The organism is Chamaesiphon sp. (assembly GCF_041738855.1).
Lineage (GTDB): Bacteria > Cyanobacteriota > Cyanobacteriia > Cyanobacteriales > Chamaesiphonaceae > Chamaesiphon.
Window position 1 is genome coordinate 24,906 of sequence record NZ_JBGSPA010000054.1, and the last position, 17,929, is coordinate 42,834.

Consider the following 17,929-nt stretch of genomic DNA (forward strand, 5'->3'; position numbering starts at 1 on the left):
CTCGCTCTGAGGATTTTGGGATGACGAGCGACTATCTAAAGACCTTCTTGTACTAATGCTTGCTTGGCAATCTTACTAACATAGATAGTTACGGCGATCGTCGCGATTAGCCCGACAATCCGAATCGTCCATTGGAGAGTGGGATTAGTCTGCTGAGTATCCGTGCCGATCGCTGCCAAACTACCAGCAAGCGAACCGATATAGACAAACATCACCGTACCAGGAATCATCCCCACCGACCCGATTATATAATCTCGCAGCGAAACTCCTGTCACTCCAAAGGCATAGTTGAGCAAATTGAACGGAAAAATCGGCGATAGTCGGGTGAGGATGACGATTTTCAAGCCTTCTCTACTGACAGCACGATCGATCGCGCTAAATTTATCGTTATTTGCAATTTTTTGGGCTACCCAATCGCGCACCAAATAACGCCCGACTAAAAATGCGGCAATCGAACCCAATGTCGCTCCCACAAACACATACACACTACCCAGCCACACGCCAAATAACACACCTGCACCCAAGGTTAAAATAAATGCAGGTAAAAAAGCGATCGTCGCAATAATATAAATACCAATAAAAGCGATCGCTCCCACTGCGCCCAAACTTGCGATCCATTCCAGCGCATTTTTGAGCCATAATTGCGGATTAAATCCACTACCGATCGCTGAATCTTGTGCCCACACGGGCATCGTAAATCCGAAAAGACCGATCGATACTAGTAAAGTTAATAATATAATCTGTCTCAAACTAGCAGCAGGTTTCATAATTAATTAATTTATTCATCCCAATAAAATCTGTAGAAAAAGAAGCCATCTTCAAAAGGGTGATTGTCCGTCACATGATGCAATAGCTTTTCATCCATTAGGCGTTGTCCTAGCTTAATGGCATCAGCTTCATCTAGAAAGAATTTTCGCACCAACCAAGTAGTCATTTCGCTACCCACCATACAACGGGGATAGACAGTCAGCCGATAGCGACGGTCTTTAATTTTCACCCCACCAATATCACGCATTTGACGAACCAATTCTTTGAGGTCGATTTTATCGATCGAGTCATTACTGGGTTTTGCTTGAGTGGCGTTATGTGGCTTGAGTTTAGCATCTTGACACCAAACCGTATATTTATCCGCTTCTTCCAACATCAAGCACAGAACTTTGGGGTCGAGCGATAATTGGCGTGTTAATTGCTGTGCTGACTCTAACTTATCCTTGGGAAAGGATTTAAGTTTTTTGAAGAGTTGATTTTGATAAAGAATCCCGATAATGGGAATCGGTCGATCGCTATCTGGATCGATCGCATCCTGAAATTGAACCTGGCTTTCCTTTAGCAATAGCATATCCAATTAAATAATCGTGGTGTATAACTTGCGCGCCGCGATCTTATTATGCCCAAAAGCTAGAGTGTAATTACGATATAATTTCCTCTCTCCTATTCCCTAACAACACCCATCCCCCTGATAGTGCCATGTCGAGGGAGTGACGATACATTCATCCGCTAGTAATACCAATAGTTTCGCCGCTGTTTTGTCGCAGACTGCCGCAGGTATGCCGCGTGGTAAGATATGTCCGGCTCGATCGTCAAATACAGATTCTTTACCTGCATAGATTGCTGTTTTCCCCGTAAAAATACACGCACCATCTTCAGGAATCGGTACTTTAAAAGCAACCGAATCGAGACTTTCTAAGAGTAAATGTCGATCGAGTTGATAACTAGCTGCATCCAATAATCGGTAGGGACGACGCGCCCGAATTTCGATTTGTCCGAAACCGCTGGCAACGATCCGCTGGGTATATTCCTCATAAGTCATCGCGCCAGATAGACACATCGCCCGCAAGCGTTCGTCTTGCTGTAAGTGTAATGGGATCTGACGCGTGGCGATCGGATCGCTCATTTGCAGTCTACCACCAGGTTTGAGCACCCGATAAGCTTCCGTCAGGGCGCGATCGAGATCCGCAGGTTCAAAGATATTAAATAGACAATTCTGGGCGACGACATCTACAGACGCATCGGGAACGGGTAAGTTGAAAGCATCACCCGCTCGAATCTCTACAAAACTCGGCTCGAACCAAGGATTGGACTCGGCTGCTAGCTGGAGATTGCGTGCCGCTGCATCCCGCATCTCCGCCACCGGATCGATCGCGATGACTCCTGCTACCCGCCGACTAAAATAAGCAAACTGGAGAGCCTCCAAGCCCCCACCCACCCCCACATATAGTACCGTCGGCTCATTTACCAATTCTGTCGGATGCACGGTACTCCCACAGCCATAGTTCATCTCCTGCACGATCGCGGGAATCTGCAATCCAGGCAACTGTAACGGAGTGCTTTGCACGCAACACAAACCGACTTCTGGCGTTTGAGCAACTTCAGTATAGAACTGAGCCGCAGTCTCTAAATAACCCATAAATTAATAATTTTGGCCTGTAAAATATCTGGAGCGAACGATGATCGGTAAATCAGCACATAACTTGACAAATAATCTTAATCTACACCCAAATATGCTTCGATCACTCTGGGGTCGTTTTGAACTTTTGTGGGCGTACCATCGACGAGATTGGTTCCTTCTGCCAATACCCACACGCGATCGCACAATGTCATAATCACATCCATATTGTGCTCGATAATCAAGAAAGTCAAACCCTGTTTGCGCCAATTGAGAATACGACCGCAAATGTCTTCAATCAAGCGCGGGTTGACCCCCGCAGCAGGCTCATCCAATAAAATTAACTGTGGATCTGCCATCAATGCACGACCGATTTCTAGTAATTTCCGCTGTCCTCCCGATAGTCCGCCAGCATAGTCATTTGCCTTCGCACTCAACCCCACCGAACTCAGAATCGACATTGCTTTATCTCGATACTCCCGCTGCTGCGATCGTACCAATTTAGGCTGCATTAGCACTTGCCAGATTTGTTCGCCTGCTGGATTCTTGGCTCCCAAGAGCATGTTTTCCATCACCGACATTCGCGATAGAGCTTTGGCTACTTGAAATGTGCGTACCATTCCTAGTCTAGCGATTTGATGGGGTTGTAATCGATCGATCTTGCGACCATTTAATTCAATTTGACCGGAATCTGCGCGAATAAAATTGGACAATAGATTGAAGAATGTTGTTTTCCCTGCTCCATTCGGGCCGATTAGTCCCGTAATACTCCCAGTGGCTACTTCGATTCCGGCTTGCTGAACTGCTCTGACACCACCAAAAGTTTTACACAATCCTTGTGCTGAAAGTAACGGCTGAGTGGACATCGGAATGTAATGGTTGGACATAGTAAATTAATTGATAATTGATAATTGATAATTGATAATTGATAATTGATAATTGACTCATTATTTACCCAAGGTCAATTCTGCTTTATTACCCAAGATACCTTGGGGACGTAGCACCATAATCAGCATCAAAACTAATCCAATAATCATTACTCGGAATGCGCCCTGTTGAGTATCATCTAGATGTAGAGCGCGGAACACAACCTTAAATGACTCATCTCGGGTAATCGAATTGTAGCCCCAGAATACGATCGCTCCCACAATTGTCCCCAAATTATTTCCCGCACCACCGAGCATCACAATAATCCAGGCATTGAAAGTAATTAGTGGCTCGAAATTGTCAGGAAAGACACTGAATTGCCAAGCATAAAATGCTCCAGAAATCCCCGCAATCGCTCCACCGAGCATGAAGGCTTGAAGCTTGTACCAAAATACATTCTTACCGAGAGCTTTGGGTACTTCTTCATCCTCCCGAATCGCTTTCAAGACTCGTCCCCACGGTGAATGTACCAACTTTTCCAAGCCGACATAGACTACCGCCAGTGTCGTCAATGTCAGCAACATCAGCCCCGCCCGCGCGTCGTAAGTATACAGCGATAAAGCACCACAGATATACACAGTCAGCACAAATAAACTCGCGATCGCTCCACCAGCCAGTCGCGCCGAGATCTTCACGCGCATCCACAACCACAATTGCCACAGTGCCACCCCACAAATTGCCGTCAGCCACACGATAAATAAGATGCGGGTGGGATAGTCAGGTTTGAAATCAAACGGTACTGGATAGCCTTGCACCCCAAAGGTACCTTTCGTCAGCCAAGCCTCATTTTTAGCCACCAATCGGACTAATTCTGATACCCCAATCGTCACAATCCCCAGATAGTCCTCACGGAGTCTCAATGTCGAAAGACCGATCAGTAGCCCCAACAGTGCTGCTAAACCACCCCCAATCAAGACCGCGATCGCAATTGGCACACCCTGAAGCGAAAGTAACACGGTAGCATAGGCACCGATCGCCATAAACGCCACATGTCCGAAATTGATCAGCCCCGTCACCCCCCACTGTAAATTTAGTCCCAAACTAAACAGGGCGTAGGTAGCAGCAGATATCGTCAAAAAGACAAAATAATTGACCATGAGGCAGAAATTATAAATTAGCGATCGGGTGTTGATAGTTATAGAATACTGTTTGAGCGATCGTTTTGGCTGACGATCCAAATAATACCCAAACTATTCGATCGTCAATAATCAAGCTAAGAAAGAGCTGCAAATAGTCAATGCCAACATTAATATTGACCCCACGTTTCACCGAAGATGCTCAATCCCTGTGGAGAGCTGCACTTCAACTCGGCTGGAGCGTCGAGCGACTGCAAAGTTGGCGGGTTCCCGATGAGTTGCGACAGGCTCAGATCCGCACGATTTCGGTATATTTGAGAGATGGAGAGCTTCAACGCGATCGAGATTTTGCAGCTTCTGAAGTAGAGTTAGCTGAAGTGGAATTCTTCGTTGAGAAGATCCTAGCAGACGATCGCATCCCACTCACCCGCACAGCAGTCTTGGATGTGGGCGTTATTGCCGGACGCGGTTGGGCTGTTGTCGAGCAAAACGCCGCCTGGGGATCGGGAATTTATGGGTGCGATCCAGTGCAGGTATTGGAGGTACTGAGATACGCATCAGTTCCAATTTAAACCAATATTAATCAATCGCACCCGATCTTCGAGTTTCCTGACAAATTAAATTTAGCATAACAACTTAGACTCAAGTAGCCAAGTTCGGTAAAGATGATGTTTCCAGTTATCTATTCAGACGAGTTCTTAGATCATCAAACGGGTGTATTTCATCCCGAAAAACCAGCGCGATTGACAGCGATTAAGTCTGCACTAGCACGGGCAAAATGGGCAGATAGACTCGATTGGCGAGAGCCAACAGCGATCGATCTTAGATCGCCCCTACCCTGGATCGAGCAAATCCACCCGATCGAGTATATTCAGTCGGTACAACAGCTCTCCGAGCAGGGTGGATCGATCGATCCCGATACACCATGCTCTACCAACACCTATGCGGTGGCTCTACTAGCTGTCAATGCGTGGCTGGATGGGGTAAATATCGCCATGAGTGGCGAACCAGCATTTGTGTTGGCACGTCCGCCTGGGCATCATGCCGAGCCATCTGGAGGGATGGGATTTTGTATTTTTAGCAATGCGGCGATCGCGGCAACGTATGCACTGGCAAATGGTGCCGAGCGGGTAGGTATTCTCGACTGGGACGTCCATCATGGCAATGGTACTCAGGCTGTAGTAGCCCAAAATCCCCAGCTTGCCTACTGTTCGCTACATGAATTTCCCCACTATCCTGGCTCGGGACAAGCGATCGAGCGAGGTGTCTATAAAAATATCTTAAATCTACCCATGACGGCGGGAAGTACGATGGCAGACTATCAACCGCTGTTTGAAACAGCAGTGATGCCGTTTTTCACCAAGTTTCGTCCAGATATTTTGATCGTGAGTGCCGGATATGACGCCAATCATGACGATCCACTGGCGAATATCTCACTCCAGCCTGAAGACTTTGGAATTTTTACCGATTATTGCTTGCAATTGACGCGGAAGATCGTGTTTGGGTTGGAAGGTGGGTATGATTTTGACTCGTTGGGGGCATCAGTTGTCGCGACGATCGATCGCTGTTTGGCGGTGTGAAGCAAGTTAAACAGCCTACGATTGAAATCGTGGCTCGTGATGCAAAGTCCGCCTGTCTTGTCTTGCTAAACCCTCGGCAAAGCCGAGGAGCGCAAGCCGCTTCGCGGACTGACATATTAGTAGCTTTGTAGGTTGGGTAGAGCAGAGCGAAACCCAACACTCTAGAAATGTTGGGTTTTGCTCTGCTCTACCCAACCTAAGCAATTTATTTAATCCTGATTCATTAGTTAACTGTCAACTGCGCGGCTTCCTCTAGCTTGGTTTTGGCAGCATACAGACGGTTGAGGGCGTTGATATAGGCTTGAGCAGAAGCAACGATGATGTCGGTATTGGCGGCATAACCGGAGTAAGTATACTCCTGGTACTTGAGCCGAATCGTCACCTCTCCGATGGCATCAATGCCCGCTGTGACCGATTGCACCGAAAATTCGATCAATTGGTTCGGTACGTCGATGACACGGTTGATCGCCTTGTAGATGGCATCTACGGGGCCAGTCCCGATCGCGGCATCGGTCGATTCTTCGCCGTTGGGCATCCTGATGGTAACAGTGGCGGTGGGTTGAGCGCGATCGCCGCACGTCACCTGAACGCGATCGAGTACAAATATTTCGGGACTTTGTTTGATTTCATCATTGACGATCGCTTCTAAATCGCGATCGGTTATTTCTTTTTTCTTGTCGGCAACATCTTTAAATCTCAAGAAGGCTTTATTAAGATCGTTCTCAGATAACTCGATCCCTAGCTCTGATAAGCGAGTACGGAAGGCATTTCGCCCTGATAGTTTGCCCAGCACAATTAGATTATCAGTCAAACCGATCGACTGAGCATCCATGATCTCATAGGTGAGTTTATTTTTCAATACTCCATCCTGATGAATCCCTGACTCGTGTGCAAACGCATTGGCACCGACGATCGCTTTATTTGGCTGGACGATCATTCCCGTCAGACTAGATACCAAGCGGGAAGTTTTATAGATCTGACGGGTATCGACATTGGTGAGTGACTCAATAGAATCCACCGGACGACCTAAAAATGGGTTGAAGTACTGACGGCGGACGTGTAGAGCCATCACAAGTTCTTCTAAGGACGCATTTCCAGCGCGTTCACCAATGCCATTGATCGTACATTCGAGTTGGCGCGCGCCATGTTTCACTGCTTCTAAAAAGTTAGCGACAGCCAATCCTAGATCGTCGTGTCCATGAACGGAAATAATTGCGCGCTCGATATTCGGGACGTTTTCTTTGATGCCTTTAGTTAATGCTCCAAATTCAGAGGGGGTTGTATAACCAACTGTGTCGGGAATATTAACTGTTGTGGCTCCAGATGCGATCGCCCGCTCCAATACTTCATACAAAAATTCTGGCTCACTGCGTCCGGCATCTTCTGGCGAAAACTCGACATCATCGACGAAAGTTTTGGCATAAGCGACCATCTCGCCAGCAATTTGTAATACTTCTTTTCTGGTCTTTTTGAGTTTGTATTCGAGGTGAATATCGGACGTGGCAATAAATGTATGAATCCGGTGCTTTGCCGCAGGTTTGAGAGCTTCAGCAGCGGCTTTGATATCTTTTTCACTGGCGCGTGCCAACCCACAAATAATCGGCCCCGATGGCGTACCTACTAGCTCAGCAATCTGGTGTACCGCTTCAAAATCACCCCTACTAGAGTAGGGAAAACCTGCTTCGATGACATCTACTCCCAGCCGCGCCAATTGTCTGGCGATCGTCAGTTTTTCATCGGCGTTGAGGGTTGCACCTGGAGATTGTTCGCCATCGCGCAGGGTCGTATCAAAAATAATTACGCGGTCTGTATCTGATTGTTGAGTCATGATGTTAAAAACCTAAATAATAATGTTCAGGAGTTACTAATCTGGTGGCTAGATCCCCAACTTCTCCACAGAAGTCGGGGATCTGTCTTGACGATCTATTTAAGGTGACAGATTGGATAAATAGGATCTTTCTGTCACCTAAATAAGCACTAGTAACTCAAGTAAACTGACCTGAATTATTATTTTTAGTTTTGCTAACACTGGCATTGGTTCTCCTATAGGGAATCAACTTTTTCGATCCGCTCGCGAATATCATTAAGATCGATATAGCGATCGGTCACATTTCGGAGTTCTCTGGCGATCATTCCTTCTGTCGAGATGACTGTGATGTGCGTATTCTTCGATCGCAGTAATTCGATCGCCCGCTCAAAATCACCATCACCACTAAACAGCACAACTCGATTGTACTGATCTACAGTATTAAACATATCGACCACAATTTCAATATCCAAATTCGCTTTTTGGGAATAGCGACCAGAAGTATCATCATAATACTCCTTGAGGATCTTGGTACGAACAGTATAACCCAGGCTAATCAGTGCATCGCGAAAACCACGTTGATCCTGAGCATCCTTGAGTCCAGTATACCAAAAAGCATTAATTAGCATTAACTCTGGTTCTTTCGTAAAATACTCCAGCACGCGCCGAGGATCGAAAAACCACCCATTTTTTTGTTGGGCATAAAACATATTATTGCCGTCCACAAAGATTGAGAGACGGTTGGCGGCAGAAAACATTATAAATATTACCTAGTTATTTTTATAGTTAGAGTAAATCGACTCTCCACTGGAGAGGCTACGCCAACGCACATCTTGGCGATCTCGATTAGATCGAATTAGGCTAGCAGAACAGTATTGAGGCTAAGAATTACCCAGCCACAGATCCAGGCATATCGAAAGATATACTTTGTTACTAACTTTAGATAGTTAATTTAAAGATTATAGGGTTTAACAAGTTGGCTATAGTAATACGACAAGAGACTTGTCGTTTCAACCAGCCATTAAAGAATCGAGTGGGTAGGCACCCAACGTCATGCAGTCTAGCTCGAACTAAACTTTACCTGTAAAGTTTTGACAATTAGCATAATAATTTACGAGAATAATGTATATATGAGTTACATCTTACCAAAGTTCGGACGATTCTCCAAAGGAGAGGCTTCGCAAACGAGCGAATGTTCGATTATTCCAGCAATCATCCGTAAATTTGCTTATCTCCAAGCAAGCGTTCCCATCGCACCAATTACTCTCATACCAGCAGTACGGGATAAATTAGCACCGTGTCGGCATTGATGGCAGTCGATTGCTGGATTTTCGGTAGAGATCTATCTAGATAGAGTTGTAGTACAAAGTCGGTTATGGATAAATTGCCTAGATCCGCAGATCTCGACCGTGCGTTCGCCAAAAAATCCACAAAATACAGCAGTCGATCTTATTTAGAAGATCGACTGCTGCGAATAAGATGCGATCGCCGCTCAAACTCAGATGATGATTATGACCGTTCGATTGGGCTAATTCCTCTGATGACATGCCGTGTACAACATCGAGCGGCAGGTGGATGTAGCAACATGGGTTTGACAATACTCGATGTCTCGAAGATGGTGATTGTGTGAGTAAAACATCAAACAGGTGCGCCTAATATAGCTCGAAATCGATCCTGCCAAGTTTTGGCGGTAAATATATCTCTCAAGATTCGCTGCCACTCAGATAGAGCAATAATAAAAGGGTTGTGAGAACAGAGCGGATGAGTCAGTCCATAAACGATCGGCTGGTTGGGCTGCTCTATTGCAAATGTTCCAAACAATCGATCGAAAATGATTAGTACGCCACCAAAATTACGGTCGATATACTCGTGATTAGCAGCATGATGAACGCGATGGTGTGACGGAGTATTGAACACCCATTCTAAAATACCGAGTTTGGGAATTAGTTCGGTATGAATCCAGAATTGATATAATAAATTCAGTGATAATCCAATGCCAATGAAGATCGGGTGAAATCCCAACCAGGCCAATGGCATAAAAAATAGGATATTTCCTGATAGCCAACCCGTCCAGCCTAGCCGATAGGCTGCTGATAAATTGAAATATATAGACGAATGATGGACGGTATGAGTCGCCCATAACCATCGTACTTTGTGTGCGGTACGATGATACCAATAATAACAAAACTCGATCGAGATAAATAGGAAAGGAATACTCCACCAATCATCCATCGTTACTGTATACGATCGATATTGCCAAGCAAAGAATAACATCCCACTGGGCACAAACATAAATAAAATTTGAGCCAGATGATGGACTAAGAAAATTCCTAATGAAATGAGACTCTCTTGCCAGGAATAAAGCTGTTTGCGACTACCTTTACTGAAATATATTTCGATCGCAATTGCGATCGATAGCATTGGATAAAAGAAATAAGTCAAACCATGTTGCATAATATTTTCAACTCAATTACTAATTCTGATAAACCAAAACTTAAATATAAATAATTTTTAGATACAAAATGGAGAGGCTAAGTTAATTAGCCACCCCATACTAATTTCCATGCGAGCGAGATTGGGAGGAAAGATTGTCAACCTAAACCTAGTGACTGACAGAGCGATTGGTAGTTTGGGTTTTACCTTGGGGTCCAGTGCGAGTGGTAGTTTGAGTCCCGTTACCATAGCCACGATTGGTGACTTGGGTTTTACCTTGGGGTCCAGTGCGAGTGGTAGTTTGAGTCCCGTTACTATAGCCACGATTGGTGACTTGGCTGTTACCTTGCGATCCAGTGCGAGTGGTAGTTTGTCCCGCAAAGGCTGTTGGCGTGAATCCGAGAGTTACTAATCCGATAACCAGGGATAAGTTAAAGATCGATTTCTGCATGATAAACTCCGAAGTTGTGATGGTGAATTGGATAAATTTGAGATGAGACTTCAGCCAACAAAACAAATTTATTTCGAGGTTGTTGTCTGCTGCTGTAAATAAATCGCGTTTTGGGTGACTTGTTGCTGTTGCTCCGGCGTGAGGATCTGAGTGAGTTGCGATCTCATCGACTGCAATTTACGGCTCAATCCAAGTTGTTGAGATTTCGATAAATTGAGTGAGACTAATGCGACGCGGACAGATTTCCCTTGCTTGAGTGCAGCATCAAATTGTTGCGCTTGTGAGGGATTGAGTAGCCGTTTCACTCCTGGTAAAGTTTGCCGACTGAGTTGCTCCAAGCTGGCTTGTTGAGAAGATTGTAGTTCGATTTCTACAAGTGCCGGAAATAACTGAGTCAGTGCCATCGGTTGGGCAATGGCTGGTATCACGACTACGAGTGCGACGATCGCACTAGCAGTGCTAACTACCGTAAGGGGGTTGTTCATCAAATTTCCTCTTTGCTATCTATCGCTCGATGTACCCAATATACGCGGGGTTACCCTTGCGCCAATAGAGTACAACGTCCCTCATTATTCGGGATTTTGTCCCTAGTTGTGAATACAACAAATCAGGTATCTTTGAGTTAGAATTTTTGGTGTTCTCGCTCCCAAATCCCCGACCCCAAATCATGAACTCATCGCCAGTCCAATCCCGCTCGTCGCCAATTCAACTACTTTTGTTACTAGAATGGGTATTACTGGCGATCGCGGCGATCGTTCAAATTTTGGTCACGATCTCTAATCCCGATCTCGGCTTACCACTGCTAAATATGTTGGGGCTGATCTTATTTGCCGCGATCCGCTGGTGTTTGCCCGATCGATGGAGTCATAAACTGCTGTACACAGCCGCAGAATTTGGACTGTTATTATTGCTAACATTTGTAGGTGATTTCCCCTCACCATCACTGTTGTACGTGGTGCTGACGATGCGGAATTGTATCTTGTTAGCCGGACAAGATGTGCTGGAGGGGAAAGTTCGATCGACAATTACTCTACTAGCATTAGTTATCTGTCTACTGTCCCAAACTTACCGATTGTGGTCTGGTCGTCTGCTCGTGCATGTGTCCCCATCTCAAATTGGCTCAGTGTGGATCGGATTTTCGATCGTGCTGGGGTTAGTGTTTTTGTTCTTGCATCTACTGGTAGATGCAATTCTAGCGGAGCGCAAAGGGCAAGAACAACTCGCAGCGGCAAATATGCGGTTGTGTGAGTATGCTTTGCGCGTCGAAGAACTAGCCACGGCGCAAGAACGCAACCGCATCGCCCGCGATATTCATGATTCGCTGGGGCACTCACTGACGGTGTTTAATATTCACATTGGTGCGGTATTACGCTTGCTGCATAAAGACCCGCTAGAAGCCGAAGCATTGCTGTTAGAAGTCAAAGATTTAGGTTCGCAAGCCTTGCAGGAAGTTCGCCAGTCTGTGACGCTGCTACGTGCCGAGCCGTTGAAAGGTCGATCGCTCGATGCGGCGATCGGGAGTTTGGCAACTGAGTTTCAGAGAACTACTGGCATTAACCCGACATTTACTTACAGGATCGCCCAATCCTTGAGTGCCGAACTCAACTATACACTCTACCGTCTGGTGCAAGAAAGTCTGACAAATATCTATAAACATGCCGCTGCAACTCAAGTATCGATCGAAATCGAGCAAATTGAGACCAAGATTCAAGCGATCGTCAGGGATAATGGGAAAGGCTTCGCTCTATACTGCAACCCTGCCGGTTTTGGACTACAGGGGATGCGCGAACGTACCTTGGCAGTGGGTGGGATTTTAAATATTCAAACGGCACTCACTGGTGGCTGTCAGATCCAAGCTATTTTTCCAGTTGACACAGATGTGCTAACCAAAAATTAGCGAAAGGTTAGATTCGTAGGTTGGGTTTCGCTCCGCTCTACCCAACAATTCTAGAGCGTTGGGTTTCTACGCAAGTTATTTAATTCTCTTAATTACTAATTATCAAAGATGATTCGGCTAGTATTGGTAGATGACCAAAGTTTGATCCGACGCGGTTTACGCGCCCTGCTGAACACCGCTGCGGAACTAGAAATAGTTGGTGAAGCGGACAATGGACGAGCAGCCGTCGATCTCGTCGAGACTCTGCAGCCAGATCTCGTGCTCATGGATATTCGGATGCCAGTCATGGATGGAGTCGCAGGTACTCAGGAAATCTGCCAAAGATTTCCCCAGACAAAGGTACTCATCTTGACCACATTTGACGATCGCGAATATGTCGCCCAAGCCTTGCAAGCGGGCGCATCGGGTTATCTGCTTAAAGATACCCCATTTGAAGAATTGACCCAAGCGATCCAGCTCGTTCATAAAGGATACACCCAACTCGGCCCTGGGTTGGCAAGTAAAGCACTGCTGCCACCAGCCCCACCCATCCAGCCCCCCCTTGCAGATGGCTGGGAACAGCTCACACCCAGAGAACTCGCAATAGTCCGATCGATTGCCCAAGGTGCCAGCAATCGTGAAATTGCCACAACACTCTTCATCGCCGAGAAAACGGTCAAAAATCGGATTACAAATATTTTAAGCCAACTGGATTTGCGCGATCGGACTCAATTGGCGATCGTTGCTCTGCAAAAAGGCATTGTTGATTTCTCCTAGCTCGAAGTCGATTGTCAGCCGAAATTTGGGCAACCTAAGCGAAAGTAGGCAAAAATTAGTCGCGCGATCGATTTATGGTAAATTCTCATACATTCCCAGCACCACCGCCACCCAAACCCAGTCTCTCCGCTCATTTTCCGCCACCACCGCCGAATGCCACCCCTGTGCCCCAGGCTCCGGTTATCTCCTATCCCTTACCGTCAGGACAGCCGAGTATTGGGGAGTTGGTAGCGAAAGCTTTCGAGGCTGGTTATTCGGACGTGCATGTCGGCGTTGGTGAAACACCTAGATTTCGCAATCGGGGTGAGATCGAAACAACCGACTATCCCGAAACCGATTTGCCAACCTTTATGTCTTGGCTGTATGAAGTCTTGAGTGAGGCAGACATTCGCGCATTTCAGGAACAGTTAGACTTTGATGGTGCCACGCAGTATGACTTTGCACGGGTGCGGATCAATGTCTTTGACTCGCTCTATGGTTATGCGATGGTGATGCGACTGATTCCGATGCAGATTGCGACCATCGAAGAGCTGCGATTACCCGCAGTATTTCGAGATGTCTGCCATCAGCATAAAGGCTTAATTCTCGTCACTGGGCCGACAGGTTCGGGCAAATCAACCTCGATGGCGGCGATGGTGGATTATATGAACAAAGAAATGCCGCGCCATATTATCACGATCGAAGATCCGATCGAATTTATTCATAAAAGCAAACGCGCACTGATCAAGCATCGGGAAGTTGGTGCCAATACGTTGATGTTTGATACCGCACTCAAAGCCGCTCTGCGTGAAGATCCCGATGTGATCTTGGTCGGAGAGATGCGCGATCGCGAAACCGTCAATACCGCGCTCAAAGCCGCCCAAACCGGACACTTAGTCATCGGTACTCTGCATACCAATAGTGCGATCAAAACGATCGAGCGGATTCTCAATCTGTTCAAACCTGAAGAACAAGCCGTAATGCGCGTATCGCTGGCGGAATCGCTCGTCGGCGTCATCTCTCAAGGCTTGTGCCGGACTACAGATGGTAAACGCGCCGCCTATCACGATATTTTGATCAATACCGAGACTGTCAAAGACTACGTGCGGGATGGTAAATATGATGAGATCGCTCCCCTGATGACAGATGGGGAATTTGACGGGATGATCACCATGAACAAATCCTTATTTGCCCTGTATCAAGAAGGTCGGATCACCGAAGAAACTGCCCTCGAACTCTCACCCACAGCCAATGAAATGGCGATGATGTTGCGTGGGAAAATCTAGTTATTTGCTGCTGAGTGACAAATTAGATATCTAGGTAAATGGTGGATAGTGAATGGTAAATCGACAACTCAGCCAATTTCCGCGCCACTAATCGCTCGATCGAGCGATTGGGAACACAAAACTTAATTGAAGGTCATGGACTAATATCAGTGTTCATTATTTTCAACTAGGTTTACTTCCCATGTCTAGATCCATTTTTCAAATATCGATCGCGGCTACTGTCGGCGTCGCGATCGTTTCTGCTGGCATTTTTGCGACTATTTCCAGTCATGCCCAAGGTGGCACTGGGACAACTACCAGCCCTGGTACTACGACTACCCCCAGCCCCGCTCCCACCCCTGGCGGCTCGATGGGTACTCCTGGGACGACCACAACCCCTGGTGACTCAATGGGTACTCCTGGGACGACCACAACCCCTGGTGGCTCGATGGGCAATCCTGGGACGATGACGACACCAGGTGGTATGTCTACACCTCGCACGATGACACCTGCTGGCAAAACAATCGTCTCAATCGCTGCCGGAAATAAAAACTTCTCGACATTAGTTACTGCGCTGAAGGCAGCAGATCTAGTCCCCACCCTATCTGCTCAGGGGCCATTTACAGTATTTGCACCTACGAATGCTGCTTTTACCAAACTACCCAAAGCGACTCTCGCCAACCTCCTCAAACCCCAAAATAAAGCGCAGCTCACCAGAATCCTCACCTACCATGTCGTCCCTGGTGCAGTTACTTCCAACATGCTCAAGTCAGGATCGGTTGCTACTGTCCAAGGTGGTAATGTGAATGTCAAGATTAGCGGCAAAAAAGTGATGGTCAATAATGCTAATGTCATTATGGCTGATGTCAAAGGCAGCAATGGTGTAATTCACGCGATCGACACCGTGCTGATGCCGCCTAACTAAGTACTATAGCAACCGCCAAGGCGGTTAGGAAAGCGCAGCGATTGAAATCGCCGCTAGTGCTGCAAAGTCCGCCTACGCGGACTCAGATCTAGAGTGTCTTAACCGATGTGGCGACTGCTATAACTGATGGCTAGTCGATCGTTGACAGCGTTGGGATCGAGATTGCTAGGCGGATTCTTTGCCTAGCAAGGATTTAGCTCCCTTATCGCTATCTGTCTCAAAGCAGGAGCTTTAAACTCCTGCTTTTTGGTAATCAAATTAGCCAACTTAACTTGCTGACATTGCTATCTGCCCATCTTGACAATTTGATTCGTCTTACATGCTCAGACACCATCTAGTGCTACCTGTATCGACAGGAGACTTACTCATCGATCCACTCCCCCCGATTACCGAACGAGAGGTGTTACTCTCACTGGTTATTCCCACTTATCAAGAACGGCACAATATTGCCGAAATCATCCAGCTACTGACGCTCGAACTCGATCGCTCGCTCCCCAATGATTATGAGTTGATCGTTGTTGACGATGATAGTCCCGATCGCACTTGGGAAGTAGCCCGCGATCTGTACCCCCAGTATCCCCATCTCCGCGTCTTGCGGCGGACTCACGAGCGGGGACTCGCCACCGCCGTCGTGCGAGGCTGGCAGTCAGCGACAGGGCAAATCCTGGGCGTAATTGATGCGGATCTTCAGCACCCGCCCGCAGTCTTGGGCAAATTGTGGGAAGCGATCGCTTCCGGCGCAGATCTGGCAATTGCCAGTCGGAATGTCGAAGGTGGTGGCGTGAGCGAATGGAGTTTGCTGCGGCGGTGTCTATCGCGGGGCGCGCAACTATTGGGGCTGCTCCTCCTCCCCGAAACGATCGGGCGGGTGACAGATCCGATGAGTGGCTATTTTCTGTTGCGTCGAGCCACGATTGCCGGAAAAGTCTTGAGTCCGATCGGTTACAAAATTTTGATCGAAGTCATCGGGCGAGGCGATATCGGGAAGATCGTGGAAGTGGGTTATGAGTTCCAAGAACGGCAAGCTGGTAGCAGTAAAGTTACCGCTCGACAATATCTAGAGTATATTCAGCATTTATTGAGACTCCGCATGGCTCGGAGTGGGCGATTTTTGCGGTTTGTTGCTGTCGGCTTGAGTGGGTTGGTGGTGGATATGTCATTGCTCTACCTATTGACCGATGCCAGCACCCTCGCTTTACCATTAGCGTTAGGGAAGCTAGTTGCTGGCGAGTCAGCAATAATCAATAACTTTCTGTGGAACGATCGCTGGACATTTGCCGATCTCGTCCGCACCCAGACTAGTCGGCGGCAAAAATTCAGACGATTTCTGAAATTTAATCTGATTTGCCTACTGGGATTGACGCTGAGTATCACGCTGTTGAATCTGATCTATAATTTTGTGATTCGCGATCGCTACATTGCCAACTTCATCGCGATCGTCAGCGTCACCCTGTGCAATTATTGGCTCAATCTCAAATTGAGCTGGCGCAGCACCGACAGCTCCGCACCACCAAAAATCCGCACCTAGCCAAATTTCATCAAAAATCATTAGCAGATTTAGATCGACATCTACCCGCTGAGAGATTAATAATGATGTAAAGTTTTTTTAACAGAGATACCTTTTTAGGAACTAGTTCTTTATATTAATATCATCAGCTTAAATTGATCCCCGATATGGGATTGACCAAAACGCATCAGTTTTAGCCAGTATCCATCTAGATAGCCGGAGCCAATAAAATGCAATCAACTCAAAATCGTACTATTCACAAAAGCCGTTACGTCGCTATCGCTAAAAGCTTCTTGATTTGGTGTTTTGCACTGACAGTGACCCTGTTGGTAGTTGGTTTCCCATTAGTTGTGCTGATGGCTACTGTTGGAGCGTTGCTGTCAATTACATTGCACCCGATTTTACCTGTCAGTGCCGTGCTACTCGTCGCTGGTGGTACGATCCTGTTAAATATTTTGAGTGTAGTGGTAGGAGCTGGAGTTCTGACTGCCAAAGGTATTCATCCTCATGAAGTCCGGTGGTTGAGCTGGTTGCACGGTGATGCAAATCCAGTCAACACCACGACTTACGCTACTTGCCCGCTAACTTGTGACATTGATTCCTAGCGATCGGCCGATTGGGTTCCATTCATCTCATCTATCTCATTCTTAGCTCGGATTGTCATCCGAGCTTTTTTGTGTTTTGGGCAGTGCTAGACTACATTGCGCTCGATTCCGCAGCACCAACACCAGCACTTATTCTTTCCCAATTTTGGCACCGCTGATTCAATCTCCAAAAGCCAGAGTAAGAGTCCACAGAAGTAGGATAATCATCACAGTGACAATTTCGATGTAGCTAACTCCTCCGGGAACCCCACTGCAAGATCGAATCGCTGTCTTGTCACAGCGAGGTCTGGAGCGGCGCATCGAACGGGAGGTTTCCTCCCGTTCGATGCGCCGCT

20 protein-coding genes are annotated in these 17,929 nt (G+C 46.9%); 9 read left to right on the plus strand and 11 right to left on the minus strand.

Features of this window, described 5'->3' with window-relative positions; translation table 11 throughout:
• Positions 1-35: 35 nt before the first annotated feature.
• The 5 genes from ACEW9I_RS05835 to ACEW9I_RS05855 all read right to left on the minus strand — a co-directional run bounded on the left by ACEW9I_RS05835 (position 36) and on the right by ACEW9I_RS05855 (position 4,410).
• Positions 36-767 carry a TVP38/TMEM64 family protein gene (locus tag ACEW9I_RS05835; protein ID WP_373539417.1) on the minus strand — a complete coding sequence of 244 codons (732 nt, stop codon included), beginning with the start codon at positions 765-767 and terminating at the stop codon, positions 36-38.
• Between the two features lie 11 nt (positions 768-778).
• Positions 779-1,333: a DEP domain-containing protein gene (locus ACEW9I_RS05840; RefSeq protein WP_373539418.1), complete on the minus strand. Its 555-nt coding sequence runs from the start codon at positions 1,331-1,333 to the stop codon at positions 779-781.
• 105 nt (positions 1,334-1,438) lie between these two features.
• Positions 1,439-2,407, minus strand: a complete 969-nt coding sequence (gene arsM / locus ACEW9I_RS05845) for an arsenosugar biosynthesis arsenite methyltransferase ArsM (RefSeq protein ID WP_373539419.1) — start codon at positions 2,405-2,407, stop codon at positions 1,439-1,441.
• 77 nt (positions 2,408-2,484) lie between these two features.
• Entirely contained in the window at positions 2,485-3,273 is a 789-nt protein-coding gene (locus ACEW9I_RS05850) for an ABC transporter ATP-binding protein (protein WP_373539420.1), read from the minus strand.
• A 60-nt stretch (positions 3,274-3,333) separates the two neighbouring features.
• A complete protein-coding gene (locus tag ACEW9I_RS05855) occupies positions 3,334-4,410 on the minus strand; it encodes a branched-chain amino acid ABC transporter permease (protein ID WP_373539421.1) in 1,077 nt (358 codons plus the stop codon).
• Positions 4,411-4,550: 140 nt separating this feature from the next.
• Here ACEW9I_RS05855 and ACEW9I_RS05860 point away from each other — a divergent pair, with 140 nt between their 5' ends.
• Positions 4,551-4,961: an ATP-grasp domain-containing protein gene (locus ACEW9I_RS05860; protein WP_373539422.1), complete on the plus strand. Its 411-nt coding sequence runs from the start codon at positions 4,551-4,553 to the stop codon at positions 4,959-4,961.
• A gap of 96 nt (positions 4,962-5,057) precedes the next feature.
• Entirely contained in the window at positions 5,058-5,969 is a 912-nt protein-coding gene (locus tag ACEW9I_RS05865; RefSeq protein WP_373539435.1) for a histone deacetylase family protein, read from the plus strand.
• A gap of 223 nt (positions 5,970-6,192) precedes the next feature.
• On the opposite strand, the gene ACEW9I_RS05870 is transcribed toward ACEW9I_RS05865, so the two are convergent.
• Positions 6,193-7,797 (minus strand): 2-isopropylmalate synthase, encoded by a 1,605-nt coding sequence (locus ACEW9I_RS05870; protein WP_373539423.1) that lies wholly within the window; start codon positions 7,795-7,797, stop codon positions 6,193-6,195.
• Positions 7,798-8,012: 215 nt separating this feature from the next.
• Positions 8,013-8,534: an NYN domain-containing protein gene (locus ACEW9I_RS05875; RefSeq protein WP_015160319.1), complete on the minus strand. Its 522-nt coding sequence runs from the start codon at positions 8,532-8,534 to the stop codon at positions 8,013-8,015.
• Positions 8,535-8,906: 372 nt separating this feature from the next.
• Here ACEW9I_RS05875 and ACEW9I_RS05880 point away from each other — a divergent pair, with 372 nt between their 5' ends.
• On the plus strand, positions 8,907-9,086 hold the full coding sequence (locus ACEW9I_RS05880; protein WP_373539424.1) for a hypothetical protein: 180 nt from the start codon (positions 8,907-8,909) through the stop codon (positions 9,084-9,086).
• Between the two features lie 78 nt (positions 9,087-9,164).
• Here ACEW9I_RS05880 and ACEW9I_RS05885 read toward each other — a convergent pair whose 3' ends face one another.
• The 4 genes from ACEW9I_RS05885 to ACEW9I_RS05900 all read right to left on the minus strand — a co-directional run bounded on the left by ACEW9I_RS05885 (position 9,165) and on the right by ACEW9I_RS05900 (position 11,145).
• A complete protein-coding gene (locus ACEW9I_RS05885; protein ID WP_373539425.1) occupies positions 9,165-9,323 on the minus strand; it encodes a hypothetical protein in 159 nt (52 codons plus the stop codon).
• A 91-nt stretch (positions 9,324-9,414) separates the two neighbouring features.
• Entirely contained in the window at positions 9,415-10,230 is an 816-nt protein-coding gene (locus ACEW9I_RS05890; RefSeq protein WP_373539426.1) for a sterol desaturase family protein, read from the minus strand.
• Positions 10,231-10,378: 148 nt separating this feature from the next.
• A complete protein-coding gene (locus tag ACEW9I_RS05895; protein ID WP_373539427.1) occupies positions 10,379-10,660 on the minus strand; it encodes a hypothetical protein in 282 nt (93 codons plus the stop codon).
• A gap of 68 nt (positions 10,661-10,728) precedes the next feature.
• Positions 10,729-11,145 (minus strand): hypothetical protein, encoded by a 417-nt coding sequence (locus tag ACEW9I_RS05900; RefSeq protein WP_373539428.1) that lies wholly within the window; start codon positions 11,143-11,145, stop codon positions 10,729-10,731.
• Between the two features lie 182 nt (positions 11,146-11,327).
• Here ACEW9I_RS05900 and ACEW9I_RS05905 point away from each other — a divergent pair, with 182 nt between their 5' ends.
• The 6 genes from ACEW9I_RS05905 (at position 11,328) to ACEW9I_RS05930 (ending at position 17,594) form a co-directional block, all read left to right on the plus strand.
• The gene (locus ACEW9I_RS05905; RefSeq protein WP_373539429.1) at positions 11,328-12,557 is read left to right on the plus strand and encodes a sensor histidine kinase; all 1,230 of its coding nucleotides are present in this window, start codon (positions 11,328-11,330) and stop codon (positions 12,555-12,557) included.
• Positions 12,558-12,665: 108 nt separating this feature from the next.
• Positions 12,666-13,313, plus strand: a complete 648-nt coding sequence (locus tag ACEW9I_RS05910) for a response regulator (RefSeq protein ID WP_373539430.1) — start codon at positions 12,666-12,668, stop codon at positions 13,311-13,313.
• A 74-nt stretch (positions 13,314-13,387) separates the two neighbouring features.
• Positions 13,388-14,578 (plus strand): type IV pilus twitching motility protein PilT, encoded by a 1,191-nt coding sequence (locus tag ACEW9I_RS05915; RefSeq protein WP_373539431.1) that lies wholly within the window; start codon positions 13,388-13,390, stop codon positions 14,576-14,578.
• 181 nt (positions 14,579-14,759) lie between these two features.
• On the plus strand, positions 14,760-15,482 hold the full coding sequence (locus tag ACEW9I_RS05920; protein ID WP_373539432.1) for a fasciclin domain-containing protein: 723 nt from the start codon (positions 14,760-14,762) through the stop codon (positions 15,480-15,482).
• 319 nt (positions 15,483-15,801) lie between these two features.
• Positions 15,802-17,010: a glycosyltransferase gene (locus ACEW9I_RS05925; protein WP_373539433.1), complete on the plus strand. Its 1,209-nt coding sequence runs from the start codon at positions 15,802-15,804 to the stop codon at positions 17,008-17,010.
• Positions 17,011-17,219: 209 nt separating this feature from the next.
• Complete coding sequence (locus ACEW9I_RS05930; protein WP_373539434.1) at positions 17,220-17,594, plus strand: hypothetical protein; 375 nt, start codon at positions 17,220-17,222, stop codon at positions 17,592-17,594.
• The last annotated feature ends 335 nt before the right edge of the window (positions 17,595-17,929 follow it).

Excerpts from the sequence above, each read along its gene's own strand:
- ACEW9I_RS05890 (WP_373539426.1), bottom strand. The coding sequence starts at position 10,230 with ATGCAACATGGTTTGACTTATTTCTTTTATCCAATGCTATCGATCGCA.
- ACEW9I_RS05870 (WP_373539423.1), bottom strand. The coding sequence starts at position 7,797 with ATGACTCAACAATCAGATACAGACCGCGTAATTATTTTTGATACGACC.
- ACEW9I_RS05850 (WP_373539420.1), bottom strand. The coding sequence starts at position 3,273 with ATGTCCAACCATTACATTCCGATGTCCACTCAGCCGTTACTTTCAGCA.
- ACEW9I_RS05900 (WP_373539428.1), bottom strand. The coding sequence starts at position 11,145 with ATGAACAACCCCCTTACGGTAGTTAGCACTGCTAGTGCGATCGTCGCA.
- ACEW9I_RS05855 (WP_373539421.1), bottom strand. The coding sequence starts at position 4,410 with ATGGTCAATTATTTTGTCTTTTTGACGATATCTGCTGCTACCTACGCC.
- ACEW9I_RS05930 (WP_373539434.1), top strand. The coding sequence starts at position 17,220 with ATGCAATCAACTCAAAATCGTACTATTCACAAAAGCCGTTACGTCGCT.
- ACEW9I_RS05875 (WP_015160319.1), bottom strand. The coding sequence starts at position 8,534 with ATGTTTTCTGCCGCCAACCGTCTCTCAATCTTTGTGGACGGCAATAAT.
- ACEW9I_RS05910 (WP_373539430.1), top strand. The coding sequence starts at position 12,666 with ATGATTCGGCTAGTATTGGTAGATGACCAAAGTTTGATCCGACGCGGT.
- ACEW9I_RS05860 (WP_373539422.1), top strand. The coding sequence starts at position 4,551 with ATGCCAACATTAATATTGACCCCACGTTTCACCGAAGATGCTCAATCC.
- ACEW9I_RS05865 (WP_373539435.1), top strand. The coding sequence starts at position 5,058 with ATGTTTCCAGTTATCTATTCAGACGAGTTCTTAGATCATCAAACGGGT.
- ACEW9I_RS05880 (WP_373539424.1), top strand. The coding sequence starts at position 8,907 with ATGAGTTACATCTTACCAAAGTTCGGACGATTCTCCAAAGGAGAGGCT.
- ACEW9I_RS05915 (WP_373539431.1), top strand. The coding sequence starts at position 13,388 with ATGGTAAATTCTCATACATTCCCAGCACCACCGCCACCCAAACCCAGT.
- ACEW9I_RS05895 (WP_373539427.1), bottom strand. The coding sequence starts at position 10,660 with ATGCAGAAATCGATCTTTAACTTATCCCTGGTTATCGGATTAGTAACT.
- ACEW9I_RS05925 (WP_373539433.1), top strand. The coding sequence starts at position 15,802 with ATGCTCAGACACCATCTAGTGCTACCTGTATCGACAGGAGACTTACTC.
- ACEW9I_RS05835 (WP_373539417.1), bottom strand. The coding sequence starts at position 767 with ATGAAACCTGCTGCTAGTTTGAGACAGATTATATTATTAACTTTACTA.
- ACEW9I_RS05885 (WP_373539425.1), bottom strand. The coding sequence starts at position 9,323 with ATGTCATCAGAGGAATTAGCCCAATCGAACGGTCATAATCATCATCTG.
- ACEW9I_RS05905 (WP_373539429.1), top strand. The coding sequence starts at position 11,328 with ATGAACTCATCGCCAGTCCAATCCCGCTCGTCGCCAATTCAACTACTT.
- arsM (WP_373539419.1), bottom strand. The coding sequence starts at position 2,407 with ATGGGTTATTTAGAGACTGCGGCTCAGTTCTATACTGAAGTTGCTCAA.
- ACEW9I_RS05920 (WP_373539432.1), top strand. The coding sequence starts at position 14,760 with ATGTCTAGATCCATTTTTCAAATATCGATCGCGGCTACTGTCGGCGTC.